The sequence below is a fragment of the Rudanella lutea DSM 19387 genome (assembly GCF_000383955.1).
Lineage (GTDB): Bacteria > Bacteroidota > Bacteroidia > Cytophagales > Spirosomataceae > Rudanella > Rudanella lutea.
In genome coordinates this window covers 6,130,048-6,147,388 of sequence record NZ_KB913013.1, presented here as the reverse complement: position 1 = coordinate 6,147,388, position 17,341 = coordinate 6,130,048, and the positions used below count along the sequence as shown (strand labels likewise).

General features: G+C 55.3%; 6 protein-coding genes. 5 read left to right on the top strand and 1 reads right to left on the bottom strand.

The window, feature by feature from the left end:
• Positions 1 to 39 precede the first annotated feature (39 nt).
• Genes RUDLU_RS0125150 through RUDLU_RS0125130 form a run of 5 tightly spaced genes read left to right on the top strand, consistent with a single transcriptional unit; the run spans position 40 to position 8,782 of the window.
• A complete protein-coding gene (locus tag RUDLU_RS0125150) occupies positions 40 to 2,226 on the top strand; it encodes a heparinase II/III domain-containing protein (RefSeq protein WP_044130876.1) in 2,187 nt (728 codons plus the stop codon).
• 36 nt (positions 2,227 to 2,262) lie between these two features.
• Positions 2,263 to 5,457: a SusC/RagA family TonB-linked outer membrane protein gene (locus RUDLU_RS0125145; protein WP_019991218.1), complete on the top strand. Its 3,195-nt coding sequence runs from the start codon at positions 2,263 to 2,265 to the stop codon at positions 5,455 to 5,457.
• Positions 5,458 to 5,479: 22 nt separating this feature from the next.
• A complete protein-coding gene (locus RUDLU_RS0125140; protein WP_019991217.1) occupies positions 5,480 to 7,024 on the top strand; it encodes a RagB/SusD family nutrient uptake outer membrane protein in 1,545 nt (514 codons plus the stop codon).
• Between the two features lie 44 nt (positions 7,025 to 7,068).
• Entirely contained in the window at positions 7,069 to 7,458 is a 390-nt protein-coding gene (locus tag RUDLU_RS0125135) for a cupin domain-containing protein (protein ID WP_019991216.1), read from the top strand.
• A gap of 10 nt (positions 7,459 to 7,468) precedes the next feature.
• Positions 7,469 to 8,782, top strand: coding sequence for an MFS transporter (locus RUDLU_RS0125130; RefSeq protein ID WP_019991215.1), 1,314 nt, complete (start codon positions 7,469 to 7,471; stop codon positions 8,780 to 8,782).
• A gap of 202 nt (positions 8,783 to 8,984) precedes the next feature.
• Here RUDLU_RS0125130 and RUDLU_RS0125125 read toward each other — a convergent pair whose 3' ends face one another.
• Complete coding sequence (locus RUDLU_RS0125125; protein WP_425414145.1) at positions 8,985 to 15,692, bottom strand: putative Ig domain-containing protein; 6,708 nt, start codon at positions 15,690 to 15,692, stop codon at positions 8,985 to 8,987.
• Positions 15,693 to 17,341 lie beyond the last annotated feature (1,649 nt).

The following is a 17,341-nucleotide window of genomic DNA, read 5'->3' as shown; positions in this document are numbered from 1 at the left end:
CAAGTTCAACGGGTTATGCGCGTTTTACTGGCTACTTCTATGGCTAATCGGATTGCTTTACTGCTGTTGTTTGCTGGCACGGCCTTCGCCAGACCTAAACATCCTACCCTATTGCTAAAACCCGCGGATATTCAGGTGGTTAAGGAAGCAATGGGCAAATACCCCCTACTCGACCGCTCGTACAAGGCTGTGCAAAAAACTGCCGACGACGCCATGGCTCGCCCTATTGAGGTGCCTATTCCGAAAGACCTTGCCGGGGGCTACAGTCACGAACAGCACAAGCAAAACTACACGGCCATGCAGGCGGCCGGACAGTGTTTCACTATCAGTCAGGACCTAAAGTACGCCCGGTTTGTGCGAGATATGCTTTTGCAGTACAGCACCTTGATCCCGACGTTGAAAAACCACCCCAAATCACGGGGTGCATCGCCCGGCCGACTGTTCCATCAGGCGCTGAACGACTGTAACTGGCTCGTGTACACTACGCAGGCCTACGACGCCGTGTACGAAACACTCACCCCCACGGAACGAGCTACTATTGAGACGGGCGTTTTCCGACCGCTCTGCCAATTCCTGACCGTGGACCTGAAACCCTGGTTTAATCTCCGGCATAATCATGGGCTTTGGGCGGTTACGGCTGTTGGCTTGTGTGGGTATGTGCTAAACGACCGCGAATTGGTGCAACAGGCTTTATTGGGTACCGAAAAAGACGGTAACGGCGGCTATCTGGCGCAGCTCAAAGCCTTATTCTCACCCGATGGCTACTACGTAGAAGGCCCCTACTATGCTCGGTATGCCACATTACCGTTGTTTCTGTTTGCACAGGCTATCGAAAACAACCAACCCGAACAACGTATATACCAATACGGTAGCCAACTTTTGAAGAAGGTTTTGTACACAACCCTTCAGCAAACCGATGCCAGTGGTCGTTTTTACCCATTCAATGATGCCCTGAAAGAGAAAGACTGGACCTCCTCTGAACTGGTTACGGCTCTGTCATTCACTTTTGGGCAATACGGCCCCGACCCTTCACTGGTTTCGGTGGCAAAAGAGCAAGGCCGGGTGCTGCTCAATCGGGGCGGGGTTCAGGTAGCTCAGTTGGCGGCCATGTATGCCGGTAAAGAGCCCCCGTTTGAACGCAAGAGCCTCGTGCTAACTGATGGGCCCGAAGGTAAATCAGGCGGCCTGACGCTGCTGCGCGGTGGGCCCGAAAAGGAACAAACCAGTGTCGTGTTTAAATACACGTCGCACGGTATGTCGCACGGGCATTTCGACAAGCTGAATCTGATGCTCTATACAGCAGAACGCGAAATTCTGACCGATTACGGGGCCGTGCGTTTTCTTAATGTTCCTCCAAAAGATGGGGGCCGCTATCTGCCCGAAAACGATAGCTTCGGCATACAGACCATTGCGCACAACACGGTGGTGATTGACCAACAATCGCACTTTGGCGGAAGTGAAAAGGTAGCCGAACAAAACCCAGGTGAAGCATACTTTTCTGATCTGACCAACCCGGCCATTCAGATTGTGAGCGCCAAATCCAAAACGGCCTACCCGGGCGTTACCCTACATCGGACCCTGGCTATGATCCCCGATGGCAACCGGGCCAATCCGCTGGTTTTCGATGTATTTCGGGTTGTATCAGATAGCTTACATCAGGTTGATTTGCCGTTTTATTACGCGGGTCAGCTCATGTCGACCAGCTTCAAATACGAACCCGCTTTGACCAGCCGTGTCCCGCTTGGTCGTCAGCATGGCTACCAGCATATCTGGACCGAAGCCAGAGCCAGTCCGGCAGCCGGTACGGCTACCTTTACCTGGCTCAATACCAACCGGTTCTATTCTGTCTCAACCGCAACCGATGCGAATACGACCATTCTGCTTACCCGTGTTGGCGCCAACGACCCCAACTTCAATTTACGCCCCGAAACGGCCATGATACTCCGTCAGAACTGGCGAACGGGTGTATTTGCATCGGTAATCGAGACCCACGGCCAATACGATGCCCGCGCCGAAACCACTTCGGGCGCAGAATCACAGGTGAAACAGATCACAGTATTGGCAAATACCCCAGAAGCCACCGTGGTCTCCATCGAACTTCGAAACAAAACCCGCTACCGGCTGGCTATTGCCAACGCCGACAGCCAACCCAACCAGCCGCATCAACTGACCGTAAACGGCCAATTGATTCAATGGCAGGGCTACTACCAGCTTGTAAGCCAGTAAACGTGTTCACAAACATCTACTTGATTCACCAATTCTATGAAACGTTTTCTACCCAAATACCTGTTGCCGGGCCTGTTGGTCTGGCTGATGGCCCTCAGTAGCCTGGCGCAAACAGGGCAAACCTTATCAGGGCAGATCACCGACGAAAAGGGAGTAGCACTGCCCGGTGTAAGTGTAGCCGTGAAAGGCAGCACACGAGGTACCACAACCGATGCCAACGGGACGTACAACCTGAGCGGCCTGAGCCCTAAATCGACGGTTGTATTCAGTTACATTGGTTACGAAACGCAGGAAATTGTGGTCGGCAACCGCAGTAGCTATAACCTGACGTTTCGGCAAGACAATAAATCGCTCGATGAAGTGGTCGTGGTGGGGTACGGTACCCAAAAGAAAAGCGACATCACAGGGGCGGTGGTTACCTATAAAAACGAGAATCTGGATGAGGCCCCCGTGGCCCGAGTCGATCAGGCTCTCCAGGGCAAAATAGCCGGGGTGCAAATCCAAAACACCTCGTCAGATGCGGGCGCTGACCCCAAGATCAGAATCCGGGGTATCAGCTCTGTCAATGCCGGAGCCAATCCCCTCGTGGTGGTCGATGGCCACCCTGTAGCCGATGGCCTATCGTTTGTCAATCCGGCCGATGTGGAGTCAATTGATGTGTTGAAGGATGCTGCATCGGCGGCTATCTACGGTTCGCGCGGAGCCAGTGGGGTTATTCTCATTACCACAAAGGCTGGCAAACCCGAAAAAACAAAGTACAATCTCAAATATATGCAGGGGGTAAAATCGGCCTACAGCCGATACGATATCCTGAGTACCACTGATTTTGTGAAACGATTGTTTGACGAAGCGGCTATCCGGGCCACCGACCCTGCCATTTCGCCGGCCAACAATACCATTATTGCCGCCGACCGAGCCGCCTATATCCTCGAAAACGAAATTATTGGTGAAGTAACCGACTGGCAAAGTCAGGCTCTCCGAACGGCCAATGTTCGGACCCTGCAACTTAATGTTTCGGGCGGTACCAGAGATACGCGCTACTACGTTTCGGGTGGCTACCAGAACGATCAGGGCATCATGTACCAGAGCGAATATGAGCGACTGAATCTACAAACAAAGCTGAATGTCAACCTGAGCAAGAAGATTAAGCTCAATCTGAACCTCAGCCCATCGTTTATTAAACGACAGCGGCCCGGCCTCGAATTCAATGACTTTGCCCGCTGGCGCACCTTTCACCCGGTGTATTTGAATGAAAAAACGGCCGAGTTTGTCCGGCAAAATCCACTCTTTGCCGATGTTCAGGCCGGTGACTATGCTCAGGCTCGCTATTTTGCGAACCGACCGTACTCCGGTCTGATGCCCGACGGGACCACCTGGACGAGTGGAACCACCGCCGTAGACCCATTTGCTACCAGCAACCAGCAACCCAAGTCTACGCTGGAAGCGCGAAACTTCAGCACCAACGAGTACCGGATTCTTACATCGGGCGATCTGACAATCAATCTGTTACCCGGTCTCGATTTCAAATCGCTCGCCAGTGCCTATGTCAACGTAGCCAATGGACTTGATTTCACAAAACGAAATGCCTCGCGGGCCGGCGACGTAAACCGGGGGGTGTATAACAACAACCTCTTTGTTGATCTTCTGAACGAAAACACCCTCAACTTTACCCGCCAAATCGGCGATCACACAGTTGGGGCACTTCTGGGCTTCACGGCTCAACGGACCACGATTTCGCAAGCCCGAACCACGGGGCTCGACTACCCAAGTGACGAGATCACAACGCTCAACACGGCCCTGTCGATTGACCGGGAAAATACCTTCACCACCCGTAACCAAATTGGCTTGCTGTCATATTTGGGCCGGGTCAATTACGGCTACAAAAGCAAATATTTGCTGGCTGCGAGTTTCCGCGCCGATGGTAGCTCTTACTTCGCGCCGGGCAACAAATGGGGTTACTTTCCGTCGGCCTCGGTGGGTTGGGTAGCCTCAGAGGAACGTTTCCTGAAAAACGTAGACTGGCTCACAAACCTCAAATTACGAGGCAGTTACGGGGTTACGGGCAATAACCGAATTGTTGATTTTGCGTTCGTCGATTTGCTGTTTAACGCCAACTACCCCCTCGGGGCCGGAACCGGTACCGTTACATCGGGGCAGGTGCCTTCCCGCGACATCCTTTCCAACCCAAACATCACCTGGGAGCGCACGTTTCAGTACAACGGTGGCCTGGACCTTGCGCTATTCCGAAATATTCTGTCGGTATCGGTTGATGTTTATCAGTCAAAAACCGATCAACTATTGCTGCGGCAGGCCGCCATGGCATTTACCGGCGTACCCCAGACGTGGAATAACATCGGGAGTTTGCGAAACCGGGGCATTGAGTTGGAGGTATCGACCAACAACATCCGTAACAAAACAATCGAGTGGAAAACATCGGCCAACGTTTCGCGTAATACAAACAAAATTCTGGAGCTGGGCTCTGAATCTCAGCTGCTAAATCAGGGAGAGCGCACCGAACTCTACCTCAACCGGGTCGGTGGCCCCTTGATTCAATTTCTGGGGTACAAAACCGACGGAGTCTGGATTTCACAAACCCAGATTGCCGAGTCGAAACTGACTAGTACCCTGTCAAACGTATTTGTGCCGGGTGGTCTCAAACTGGTTGATCTGAACAACGACGGTAAGCTCGACATCAACGACCGAACCGTAATCGGCGACCCTTATCCTGATTTCATCTGGGGCCTTACCAACTCGTTTAAAGTGAAGGGCTTTGATCTGAGCTTTGTGTGGCAGGGCTCGCAGGGCGGTCAGCTGATTAACGGCGACCCCAATTACAACGAGATCAAACGAACCAACGCCAATTTCAATACAACCAGTAAGTGGTTGAGCCCACTCAACCCGGGCGATGGTAAAACACCCTATTACACAGCTGGTTTCAACTGGATGCTGACCGATTACGTAGTCGAAGATGCCTCGTATCAATCCCTGCGGGAAGTAATTGTGGGTTACACCCTACCGAAGCCATTTCTGAAGAAAATCCGCCTGAACTCGGTTCGTCTCTACGCCAATGCCCAGAACCTCCTGTTTCTGACAGCCAAAGGATACCGGGGCCTGAATCCGGAAGCTGGGTTTACATCCGGGGTTTACAACACGCCCCTTATCGACGGGTATCAGCGCGGAAGTTACCCCATGAATAAGTCGTTTCGCTTCGGTATTGATGTGAGTTTCTAACCGCCAAAATCCGCCAATAACCATGAAATACATACAGTTTTTCGTCGTGCTTGTCTGCCTGGTGTTGTGCAGCTGCCAGGAAACAATCGATCTGTACCCACAATCTAACCTGAACACCGGAACGTATTACCGAACCGTTGATGAGGTACGTGTGGGGCTCACAGGCTGCTACAATGGTATGCAGGCCCCCCTCCAGACGGAGTGGCAACTCACCGAGCTTCGTTCGGACAATTCAAAACAGGGTGTACCCGCCAGTACCAGTTCCAACAACCGGGATCTGAGCGATCTGGATATGTTTTTACCCGCAACAATCCACTCCGCCATTTATAGCTACTGGCTAACTACGTACAACAACATTCGGAACGCCAATATCATTTTACAACGGCTGGGCGTGGTTTATGACCCATCAGCAGGGGCAATTTCGTTGCAAAATATTGACATCAAGATTTCGGATACCGATCGCAAACAGCTGGCGGGCGAAGCACTATTCATCCGAAGCTACCATTATTTCAATTTGGTCCGGCTATACGGAGGGGTCTTTCTGTTGCATACGCCTGTTTCGGCTGCGGAAGCGCGAGCCATTAATCGGTCGAGTGTAGCCGATGTATATAAACTAATCGAAGCCGATCTGAAAACAGCCACGACGTACCTGAACCCGGCCAAATTCGCGCAGATTACGGGCTCCAGTATCGGTAGAGCCAATCAGTGGGCCGCCAAAGCTCTACTGGGTAAGGTGTACCTGACTCTGAACCGAAAGGCCGAAGCCGCTATCCTATTGCAGGATGTAGTAACAAACAGTGGTTTCTCGTTGCTACCCGCTTACGCCAATGTATTCTCGGTTACCAACGAGATGAATGCCGAGATCCTTTTTACGGTGCGCTACAAAGCGGGTGGATTGGGGCTTGGCTCAGGTTTTGGTAATAGTTTTGCGGCCCTGAACAGTGGCTCGGCCATCATCAACGGTTCCGGACAGGGTCTCAACTACCCCACTACCGAGCTCAACACCCTTTTTACCACTCGCGACAATCGACGACCCGTCAACATTGCCACATTTGGAACCGGTACAGCAGCCAGACTGTACGTTCCCAAATACCTGAGTCCCGTTGTGCTGTCGAACGACGGCGAAAGCGACTGGCCCATTATTCGCTTCGCCGATGTTCAATTGATGCTGGCCGAGGCTCAGGGATTCAGACCCGAAAGTATAGGCCTTATCAATCAGGTCAGAGCCAGAGCCGGCCTACCTGCCCTGGCCGCAACCGTCAACTCTGTTGCTACCTTCGAGCAGGCGTTGGCCGAAGAACGGCGGCTTGAACTTGCCTTTGAAAACCATCGGTACTTTGATCTGATGCGGTACAACACAACGCTCACAACCATCAAGGCGGTTGATGTCTTAAGAAATCATTTTGCGGCCGAATATGCCTCACACTATGCGCAGTACCCGGTACCGATTCTGACGCTCCCCGAACTGCAGGCCAATGTTACCGAGCAGAAGTTATTGCTGCCTATACCACAGCGCGAAATTGACACCAACCCTTCGCTCAATATCACACAAAATGCCGGCTACTAATCACCGGGGCCAACAACTAGTCAGGATTCAAACCATTTTCACCGATGCAATACAATAGTGATGTTTTTGTTAAAGATACCGACCTGACCTGGGAGCAGGTTAGTTCGAGTGTCCGTCGAAAAATTATGGCCTACGATAACCAGATTATGCTGGTAAAAGCTGAGTTTGCGCAAGGCGGAGTTGGCCCGATTCATGACCACTTTCACAGTCAGGTTACCTATGTCGAGAGCGGGGTTTTCGAAGTCTCCATTGGCAGTGAGAAGAAAATTCTTACAACAGGCGACGCGTTTTATATTCCTCCTCACGTACCCCACGGTGCTGTGGCGTTGGAGGGCGGGGTGCTGGTGGATGTATTCAGCCCGATACGCGAAGATTTTATGACAACTGCACACTCGGCCACCGAACCTGCCAACGCGGACTCTTCCACTCAATAAACTCAACGCCATGAAAACCGCCCCCTCTACCCCACCCGATCTGCCGATGCAATCTGCCCACCCGTCTGGAACAGTATCGGGTTTACGCTGGTGGATTATTGGTTTGATTGCCATCGCCACCATCATCAACTACATCGACCGAAACGCGCTGGCAGTCATGTGGCCCGGCATTTCGTCTGACCTCGGACTCGACAAAGAGGCTTACGCGTTAGTAGTATCATTTTTTATGGTCGCTTACGGTATCAGTCAAACCATTTCGGGGCGCCTGTTCGACCGGGTCGGTACTCGCCTTGGCTTTGTCCTGTCCATCACACTCTGGTCAGTGGCCGCGGGCCTGCATGCATTAGCGCGGGGGCTGGGGTCGTTCATGCTGGTCAGAGCCTTATTGGGACTGGGCGAGGCCGGTAACTGGCCGGGGGCTGTCAAATCAAATGCCGAATGGTTTCCCGTACGGGAGCGGGCCTTTGCTCAGGGGTTATTCAACGCGGGGGCTTCGCTGGGGGCCGTCATTTCAGCACCACTCATCGCCTATTTCTATGAACAATTGGGGTGGCAGGGTACGTTTCTGCTCATCTGTATGCTGGGGCTGCTGTGGGTCATTCCATGGTGGTTTATCAATAAAGCAACACCCGACAAACACCCGTGGTTGAGCGAAGCCGAACGCCAGCACATTCTGGACGGGCAAACCGCCGTAGTTGAAACCACCGAGAAAGCCTTATCGGTACAGGACTTGTTGAGTTACCGGCAAGCGTGGGGGGTCATTCTGGCCCGACTATTTCTGGACCCAATCTGGTGGTTGTTTGTGAGTTGGCTTCCGATCTACTTGCACGATCAGTTTAAATTCGACATTAAGCAGATCGGTGCTTTTGCCTGGTTCCCCTACGTGGGTGCCGCTCTCGGTAGCCTGACGGGCGGGTGGCTGGCAGGCTATCTGATCCGCCGAGGGGTTGATGTTCTCAACGCCCGCAAAATATGTATCGGTTTGGGGGCGGCCCTCATGCTACCCGGACTGGTTGCCAGTGCGTTTACAACTACGCCAGAGGGTGCTATGCTGACCATTTTTGTAGCTCTGATGGGTTTTCAGGTGGCCATCGGCAATATTCAGACCCTTCCGGGCGACTTATTTTCGGGCAAATCAGTCGGCACACTGGCCGGCATAAGCGGCACGGGTGCGGTGCTGGGTGTGCTGGTGACCACCTGGCTCGTACCAACGTTGACGCAAACAAGCTACACCCCATTTTTCGTCCTGGCCGCCCTACTTGTTCCGCTTGGCTTTCTGTCGATTGTAGTCCTGATCCGCCCCAATCCCGGCAGTAACACCTGACTTTCACACCGCTATTTCAACACATGGTTTTGTCAGTTTTGACTTGAGCCTTCGAAATGGAAACAGTTTACAATAGAAAGGCTGCATAAAGAGCCAAGTTTAGTGTTTTAATCACAACTTGGCTCTTTATGCAGCCTTTCTCTCTTTTCAAATGCGCTGTAAAACGGGGAGCACCCTGGAACGCCGTTTACTCCCCACTAAATTACTGGCGCACCACCTTTACCGTTTTGGTGCGGGTGGGCGTTGCTACCTGCAACAGGTACGTGCCCGCATTGTCGCCCAACTGAACCCGCTGCCGCAGGGGTTGTGAAGTTGGAGCCACCGACACACTACTCACCGCCCGGCCTTGTGCCGAGATCACCCGTACTTGCAGAGCCTCGCCGGCAGAGTTGGCCACCTGCACCTCCACCCAACTTTCGGGAGTGGGGTTACCCAGCACTACCACCTCCAGTTCGGATGCCGTCTCCGTGGCCACCCGCGCGGGGCGGCTACAGAAAGCCCCGAAGTCGAACACAAACGGCGTGCCCTCTACCCCATTCTGCCGAACCCGGAGGGTGACCGGCTTGGGATCGGCCCGCAGACCAGCCTCAATCATGGCGTTTACGTTGGTAGTCCAGCCCGTGATGCCGATGGCGAAGTACTCCACCGCCGAGCCGTTGCCGCCCGTTGACCCGAACACAATCGCCCCGGTCTGGCAGTTGTAGCTCACCACGGTGGCCGCCAATGGCCCGCCCACGGGTGGGGTGCCACCTACCGGACTGACCGTCAACACAAAGCTCGTGCTGTTGCTCAAACCACCGGGGTCGGTGGCCGTCAGCGTCACCGTGCTCACCCCCGAGGTTGATGGCGTACCCGAAAGGGTGCTGCCGTTCAGGGCCAGTCCGGCGGGCAGGCCCGAGGCTGACAAGGTCAGGGCCGCGGGTGTTTGCGCATCGGTGAACACACTGCTCACGTTGAGGCTGTAGCCCACGCCCACCGTGGCCGATTGTGGCCCGACTGCGTTAGCGACGCTAGGGGCCGTGTTGGTGGGCGGTTGGGGGTTGCCCGCGCAGAAGGCCCCGAAGTCGAACACGAACGACTGCCCAGCTACGCCGGTTTGCCGTACCTGCACCGTCACCGGTTTGGGGTCGGCTCTGAGTCCGGCCTCGATCATCTGGTTGGAGTTGGTCGTCCAGCCGGTGATGCCGATAGCCAGATACTCGACTGCCGAGCCGTTGCCGCCCGTTGCCCCGAAGACAATCGCTCCGGTTTGGCAGTTGTAGCTCACCACCGTCGCGGCCAATGGCCCGCCCACGGGGGGTACTACCGTGGTGCTACCCGCCGAGCTGACGGTGAGCTGGAAGCTCGTGCTGTTGCTCAAACCACCGGGATCGGAGGCCGTCAGCGTCACCGTGCTCACCCCCGAGGTTGATGGCGTACCCGTGATCGTGCTGCCATTCAGGGCCAGCCCGGCGGGCAGGCCCGGAGCGGACAAGGTCAGAGCCGCGGGCGTTTGCGCATCGGTGAACACGTTGCCCACGTTGAGGCTGTAGCCCACGCCCACCGTGGCCGATTGTGGCCCAACGGCATTGACGACCGATGGTGGGGTGTTGGTGGGCGGTGGCGTGCCGGCACAAACAGCCAGCGCATTCCAGCGGTACATCACCGTGATGTTACCCTGCGTGGCCAGCAAGGTGAAGGGTTCCACATTGGGTTTGCCATCGCGGATGTCCTGGGCCACCTGGGCATCGACCATAGCCGAGCAGGAGGTGGTGGGGCCGGTGATGCCGATGGCCGCGTAGGTAATGGGTGTGCCGTTACCCCCGCTCGTGCGGAACTGAATCTGGCCCGTAGCGCAATTGTAAATCGGCTCCAAAAGGGTGAGCGGTCCGCCGATGGTGCCGGGTTGTGAACCACAGACGCCAGCGGGTGGCGGTGTAACACTGGCCGACACCACAAGCGTGATTTGGGCGGTGGCCGAACAGCCGTTGGGCGCGGTACCGGTAACCGAATAAACGGTGGAACCGGTGGCTGATGTGGGCGGATTGATGCTTGCCCCAGTTGCGCCCGTACTCCAGCGGAAGCTCGTGGCTCCGGTGGCGGTGAGGGTGACGGCTTGACCCTGCACGACGGCTGTGCCGGGGTTAGCGGTGATGCTCAGGTTAGGCAGTTCCTGACTCGCCTGGACAGTGACGGTAGCCAATGCCGAACATCCTCCAGCGGCTGTGACAATCACCGAATAAGTGCCCGCTGCCGACACGGTGGCGGTGTTACTCGCCCCGGTCTGGTTGAGGCCCGGTCCGCTGAAGGCGTAGCTGGCTCCCGCTGGTGACGCGGTGAGGGTCACGGTGGGGTTGTTGCAGGTAATGGTGCTCGAAGCCACGAGGGTGGCATTGACCGCATTGGTGGCACTCTCGACGGTTGTCGTGGCTGAAGCTGTGCACCCATTCGCACTCGTGAGGGTCACCGAGTAGAGTCCCCCGGCCGAAACGGTGGCCGTGTTGGCGGGTCCGGTCTGGTTGAGGCCGGGTCCGCCAAATCGATAAGTGCCTTGTCCGGCGGGTGATGCCGTCAGGGTGACGGTCGGGTTGGCGCAGCTCACCGTGCCCGAAGCAGCTAGTGAGACGGTGGGTGGAGTGGTGTCGCCGGTGATGTTCACACCCGTCGTGGCGGTACAGCCGTTGGCCCCCGTTACGGTCACGGAGTAGGTGCCGGCTGCATTGACCGTGCGGGTTGCACTCGTGGAATTGTCCTCCCAGCGGTAGGTACCTCCACCGGTCGCGGTGAGTGTCGCGGTGGGGTTGGTGCAGGTGAGCGTTGTTGTGCTCGGGCTAATGCCAGCCGTGGGGGGCGTGGTGTTCCCCGATACAGTGACAGTGGCCAGTGCCGAGCAACCACCTGCCGCAGTAATCACCACCGAATAGGTGCCCGCTGCCGACACGGTGGCCGTATTGACCGCCCCGGTCTGACTTAGACCCGGTCCACTGAATTGGTAATTGGCCCCTGCGGGTGCTGCCGTGAGTGTGACAGTCGGATTGCTACAGGTGAGGGTGCCCGAAGCCACGAGGGTGGCATTGACCGCATTGGTGGCGCTCTCAACGATGGTGGTGGCCGAAGCTGTGCAACCGTTGGCATCGGTCACCAGTACAGAATAGGTGCCTGCTGCCGAAACGGTAGCCATGTTCCCGCTACCAGACTGGTTCAGACCCTGCCCACTGAACGCGTAGTTGCTTCCCCCCGTTGCGGTAAGCACAACCGAGGTTTGGGCGCAGGTAAGCGTGCCACTGCTACTGAGTGTCACAACCGGCAGCGCATTCACCGTTACTGATGTGGTGGCATTGTGTCTGCCATTGCCCTCAACCGTCAGGGTAAAGGCTTGCACACCGGAGCCCGATGTCAGCCAGGATTGGCTAAACGTCAGGTTTGATGAGCTACCCGAAGTCGTGCTGCTACCGTTGGTTAGTGTGTAGGAGTAATTACCCGTTATATTCCCAATGGTAGCGGTGAAGGTAGTCAGCGCATTGGTACAAACTATAGCTGGACTGGCGCTAAACCCAACAATGGTTGGCAGAGGCAAGTAGTCGATTGTAAACCGGTTCGAGGCCACGTTGCCGTTATTAGCCGCATCCTGCGCCACGCTGGCCGCTACACTGACCGATACGAGGCCGGGCGACGCGGGCACCAGCGTGGCCGTGTAGCGGCTGCCCGAACCACTGAACCCAATCAGCCCCCCGTTTCCAACCGTTACGTCCCCCACGTCAAACCCGTTGACCGACTCCGAAAAGGTGAAGGTCACAGAGAGGGCGCTCGAATTGGTTGGGCTGGTCGATGAGCTTGTTATAGTGACGGTTGGTGCAGCCGTATCAACCGTAAAGGTATTCGTGTTGCTGTCTACGCTTTCGTTTCCGGCTAAATCTGTCGCACGGACCCTTACGGTATGGGAACCGGGTGCGAGCGGGGTCGTGGGCGTGAAGGTCCAGGTACCGCTGGCATCGGCCGTGGTGGTGCCGATAGGTGAACCATCGACCCGAACCGTAACGGTGCTCTGGGCTTCGGCCGTACCCGTGTAGGTGGGTGTCGTGTCGCTCAGGATGGCGCCGTTAGCAGGTGTTGTTACGACCGGTGCCGGGGGCGGGGTCGTGTCGACGGTAAACGAATTGGTGTTACTATTGGCACTCAGGATCCCATCACGAAAAACACTGGCGTAGACGGTATGAGGTCCATCGGCTAAGGGCGACGAGGACGCGATTGACCAGTTGCCGCTTGCATTGGCGGTAGCTTGCCCGATAATAATGTCATCCACCCGGACAGTGACAACATCGCCCGGCGAGGCTGTACCGGTGTAGGTGGGCCGGTTCTGATTGGTTACGCTACCATTGGCGGGTGTCAGCACAACGGGAGCCTGTGGGGCGGCCGAGGTGGTAAAGGTTTGGAGATTCCCGTAGCTCGTGCCGGCAATGTTTATGGCATAGGCACGGACAGAATAGGTGGTGGCGGGTGTCAGGCCGGTGACCAGCTGAGCATAAGAGCCCACCCCGGCCGCCATCATCACTTTGGTGTTACTCGTGGTCGGTACGCCGGTTCCGACCACGTAAACGACCCCCGACTCGGTGATGGTAGCCCCCCCATCGGCAGAAACGGTGCCGCCCAGTGATGCGCTCGTGCCGGTAATGATTGCCGGAGCCGCCGTGGTAACGGTTGCCGTGGTGCTGACCTGAAACGTGTATGCGGGACCAGTGCCGACACAGCCGTTGGCATCCTGGGCCCGGGCGGTAATCGAGAACGAACCGGCCTGGGTGGGTGTTCCGGTCAAATTTCCCGAAGTGGTCAGGGCGAGGCCGTTGGGCAGGGTGCCACTTGCCAGACTGAAACTGTAGCCGCCCTGTCCGCCTGCCGCGATAAAGTTCTGGCTGAACGGCACGTTGATGAGGGCTGTCGTCGTAACCGGATTCGTAAGGGTGAGCGTGGCGGTGGTACTGGTGATGGTGGCGTTTGCGGTTGCCGTGCAGCCGTTAGCGCCGGTGACGGTCACCGAGAACGTCCCGGCCATATTGACGGTGCGAGTTGCACTGGTCGTGTTGTTGTCCCAGCGGTAGGTGCCTCCACCGGTTACGGTTAAAATGATGCTTGGTACTGTGCAGGTGATTTCAGTCGCGGGCGCTGAGATATTAGCGGTGGGCGGTGTGGTGTTTTGGGTAATCACCTGGGTATCCACGGCTGTACAGCCGTTGGCCGAGGTGACGGTGACCGAATAAGTGCTGGCTGCGTTGACGGTGCGGGTCGCGCTGGTGGTGTTATTGTCCCAGCGGTAGGTGCCTCCGCCTGAGGCAGTAAGGGTGATCGTGGGCACGGTACAGCTAATCTCGGTAGCCGAGGCTGAGATGTTAGCCGTGGGTGGTGTGGTATTGCTGGTGATTACCTGGGTATCCACCGCTGTACAACCATTGGCACTCGTAACCGTGACCGAATANGTGCTGGCTGCGTTGACGGTGCGGGTCGCGCTGGTGGTGTTATTGTCCCAGCGGTAGGTGCCTCCGCCCGAGGCAGTGAGGGTGATGGTGGGCACGGTACAGCTAATCTCGGTAGCCGAGGCTGAGATATTAGCCGTAGGTGGTGTAGTATTGCTGGTGATGACTTGCGTATCCACCGCCGTACACCCGTTGGCCGAGGTGACCGTCACCGAGAATGTCCCGGCAGCGTTGACGGTGCGAGTTGCGCTGGTGGTGTTATTGTCCCAGCGGTAGGTGCCTCCGCCTGAGGCAGTAAGGGTGATCGTGGGCACGGTACAGCTAATCTCGGTAGCCGAGGCTGAGATGTTAGCCGTGGGTGGTGTGGTATTGCTGGTGATTACCTGGGTATCCACCGCTGTACAACCATTGGCACTCGTAACCGTGACCGAATAGGTGCTGGCTGCGTTGACGGTGCGGGTCGCGCTGGTGGTGTTATTGTCCCAGCGGTAGGTGCCTCCGCCCGAGGCAGTGAGGGTGATGGTGGGCACGGTACAGCTAATCTCGGTAGCCGAGGCTGAGATATTAGCCGTAGGTGGTGTAGTATTGCTGGTGATGACTTGCGTATCCACCGCCGTACACCCGTTGGCCGAGGTGACCGTCACCGAGAATGTCCCGGCAGCGTTGACGGTGCGAGTTGCGCTGGTGGTGTTATTGTCCCAGCGGTAGGTGCCCCCGCCTGAGGCAGTGAGGGTGATGGTGGGGGTGGTGCAGGTCAGGGTAGTGCTGGCCGGTACCTGAATCGAGGCTAAAGGCAGGGGATTAACGGTCAGGGTAGTAGTAGCGACCGTCGTACCGTTCCCGCTCACAATGAGCGAGAACGTTTGTGTACCGCTCCCCCCTGCCGTCCAGGATTGGCTGAAGGCAGTGGTGTTGGCGTTGCCGGTGACGGTAGCCGCGCCGTTGGTGAGCGTGAATGCATAAGGCGGGCTCACGTTGCCCACCGTGGCGGTAAAGGTAGTGATTTGCTCCGCGCAGACAGGGGTTGTCACAGGTGAAAATCCCGCGATTGTTGGCGACAAGTTGGGGGTATCCTGCTCATATCGGTCAATGGTGCCATCTGCTCGGCCTACGAGCAAATCAAGCAGTCCATCACCATCAATATCGGTTACGCAGGGTTTGGCATTGCTACCTGCGCTAATACTATTGAAATTGTTGGTAATCTGGTTAACATTGGTTGAATTAACTGCGCTTTGTTCGAACCGGTAGATTGTACCGTTCCCTACCCCTATTAATACATCAATTCGCCCATTGCCATCCAGATCAACGCAAAAAGGGGCGGTGTTATTGGTTAGGACAAGGTAGTCTGAGTTTACGCGAGAAAAATCGGGACTGTTGACGGCATCCTGGTTAAAGTAGCCCACAATCCCATCGCCTTTACCCGTCAGGAACTCCAGTCTGCCTTCACCACTGAAATCTGTCATACCAACCACGGCATAACTGGTGGTTCCCACTCCCCCAAAGGACGTTGTTACCAACGTAAGCTGTGATGCGTTTACGGCAGTCTGCTCATATTCATGAACCAGGCCATCAGACCGTCCCAGGAGCACACTAAACCTCCCATCGCCATCTGCATCTACAACGCTCACAGTCACGCGAACGCCCATATCGATAGTGCCATTGCCGTCACTCAAACTACCCAGATTCGTGAAGGTAGTTGCATTAACCGCAGTCTGTTCATACCGACTCACAGTACCATCACCACGCCCGATCAGTAAATCCAGAAGACCATCCCGGTCGAAATCAACTACAGTTGGGGCAGCATCAGTACCTACATTAATATTGGCGAAGTTGTTGGTAATCAAATCATACGACAGGGTGGAACTGGCTCGTGTCACCGTAAAAGACGAGGGCGTCAGGACGTTACCACTTGCGTTTGTTACGTTAATGAGCTGCGTAGAGGCCACTCGGGGTACTGTCACAGTCAACTGTGTGTTCGAGTTTATCGTGAATGGGGCCGAAATCTCGCCAAACCGTACGCTCGTCGTACCGTTGAAATTATTTCCATTAATCGTAAGTGTAGAATTGATTGGGCCACTCGTTGGCAAAAACGAACTGATGGTTGGCACCTGGGCTAATCCCGCATACGACGTCAATAGCAAGATAAGTAGATTAAATCCCCCCCCTAAAACCATCTGGCAAAATGGGCAACCATACCGGTCAGGTGCGTCATCTACATTAAGCGTTGTTACTTTAAGAAACGGTGTACGCAGACTTAGCCGCTGATACAACAGCCCAAGCCATCGGAGCACAGAAATGAAATAAAGAGGCTTACTACCTAATAAGTAGATACCCGGCAGAGAAAAGTAGAAAAGCTCCATAAACAAGATTAAAGAGGTTGGACAATGAACTAAGAATTTGTCATGAACTTTTCAGCGTATTGATTCGCATCGTATTGAACCATACTCGCCGAGTTCACTGGTAAAAAAATGTCGCTGATGAAAAATTGCCCACGCCAGACTACAGGCCACAATTTACCGGCGTTTCCAGGTGTTGAATGATAAGATTCATAGTCATGTGGTTTAGAATTTGAGGTAGCCAAAGTCCGTACAGTCCCTGTCCGATCCCAAACAAGTAGTAACCGTTTGACAGCTGTTGAGAGTAGGCTGGTTGGCACCCGCAAGTACGATTCTGAACCACCAGAATGCTAACACTCTCGTTACATTGATTAACACGTATGTTACATTTTCAAGAAAAAAGCCTTAAAGAGCTGCAAGCAGGCTTGTTTTGAATAAAAATGTGGCCTGGAGGTGTCCGGGCTACATGCACTGATTTTAGTGTCGAGCCCGTGTTGAAACGCGAACCAATCGGTATAAACGTTACCAGGGCTACAGGTGATTGTATGCGATCAGGATTCAGAAAACCCCACCGTGTTATTCATCGCATCAGTATTACAGTTGACACCGCACCCCGCAAATTGGCGTACCAATTCACTTACATTTGCCCATCTTCCCAGTCCTGAAATATCCCTCTAAAACCGCAACAGGCATCTCCCCTGGTTATCGATGCCAAAGCCTGTGAGGCTTTCGAATTCATCGACACCCAGAGAAGATGCCTGTCTATTCTGTGCTAT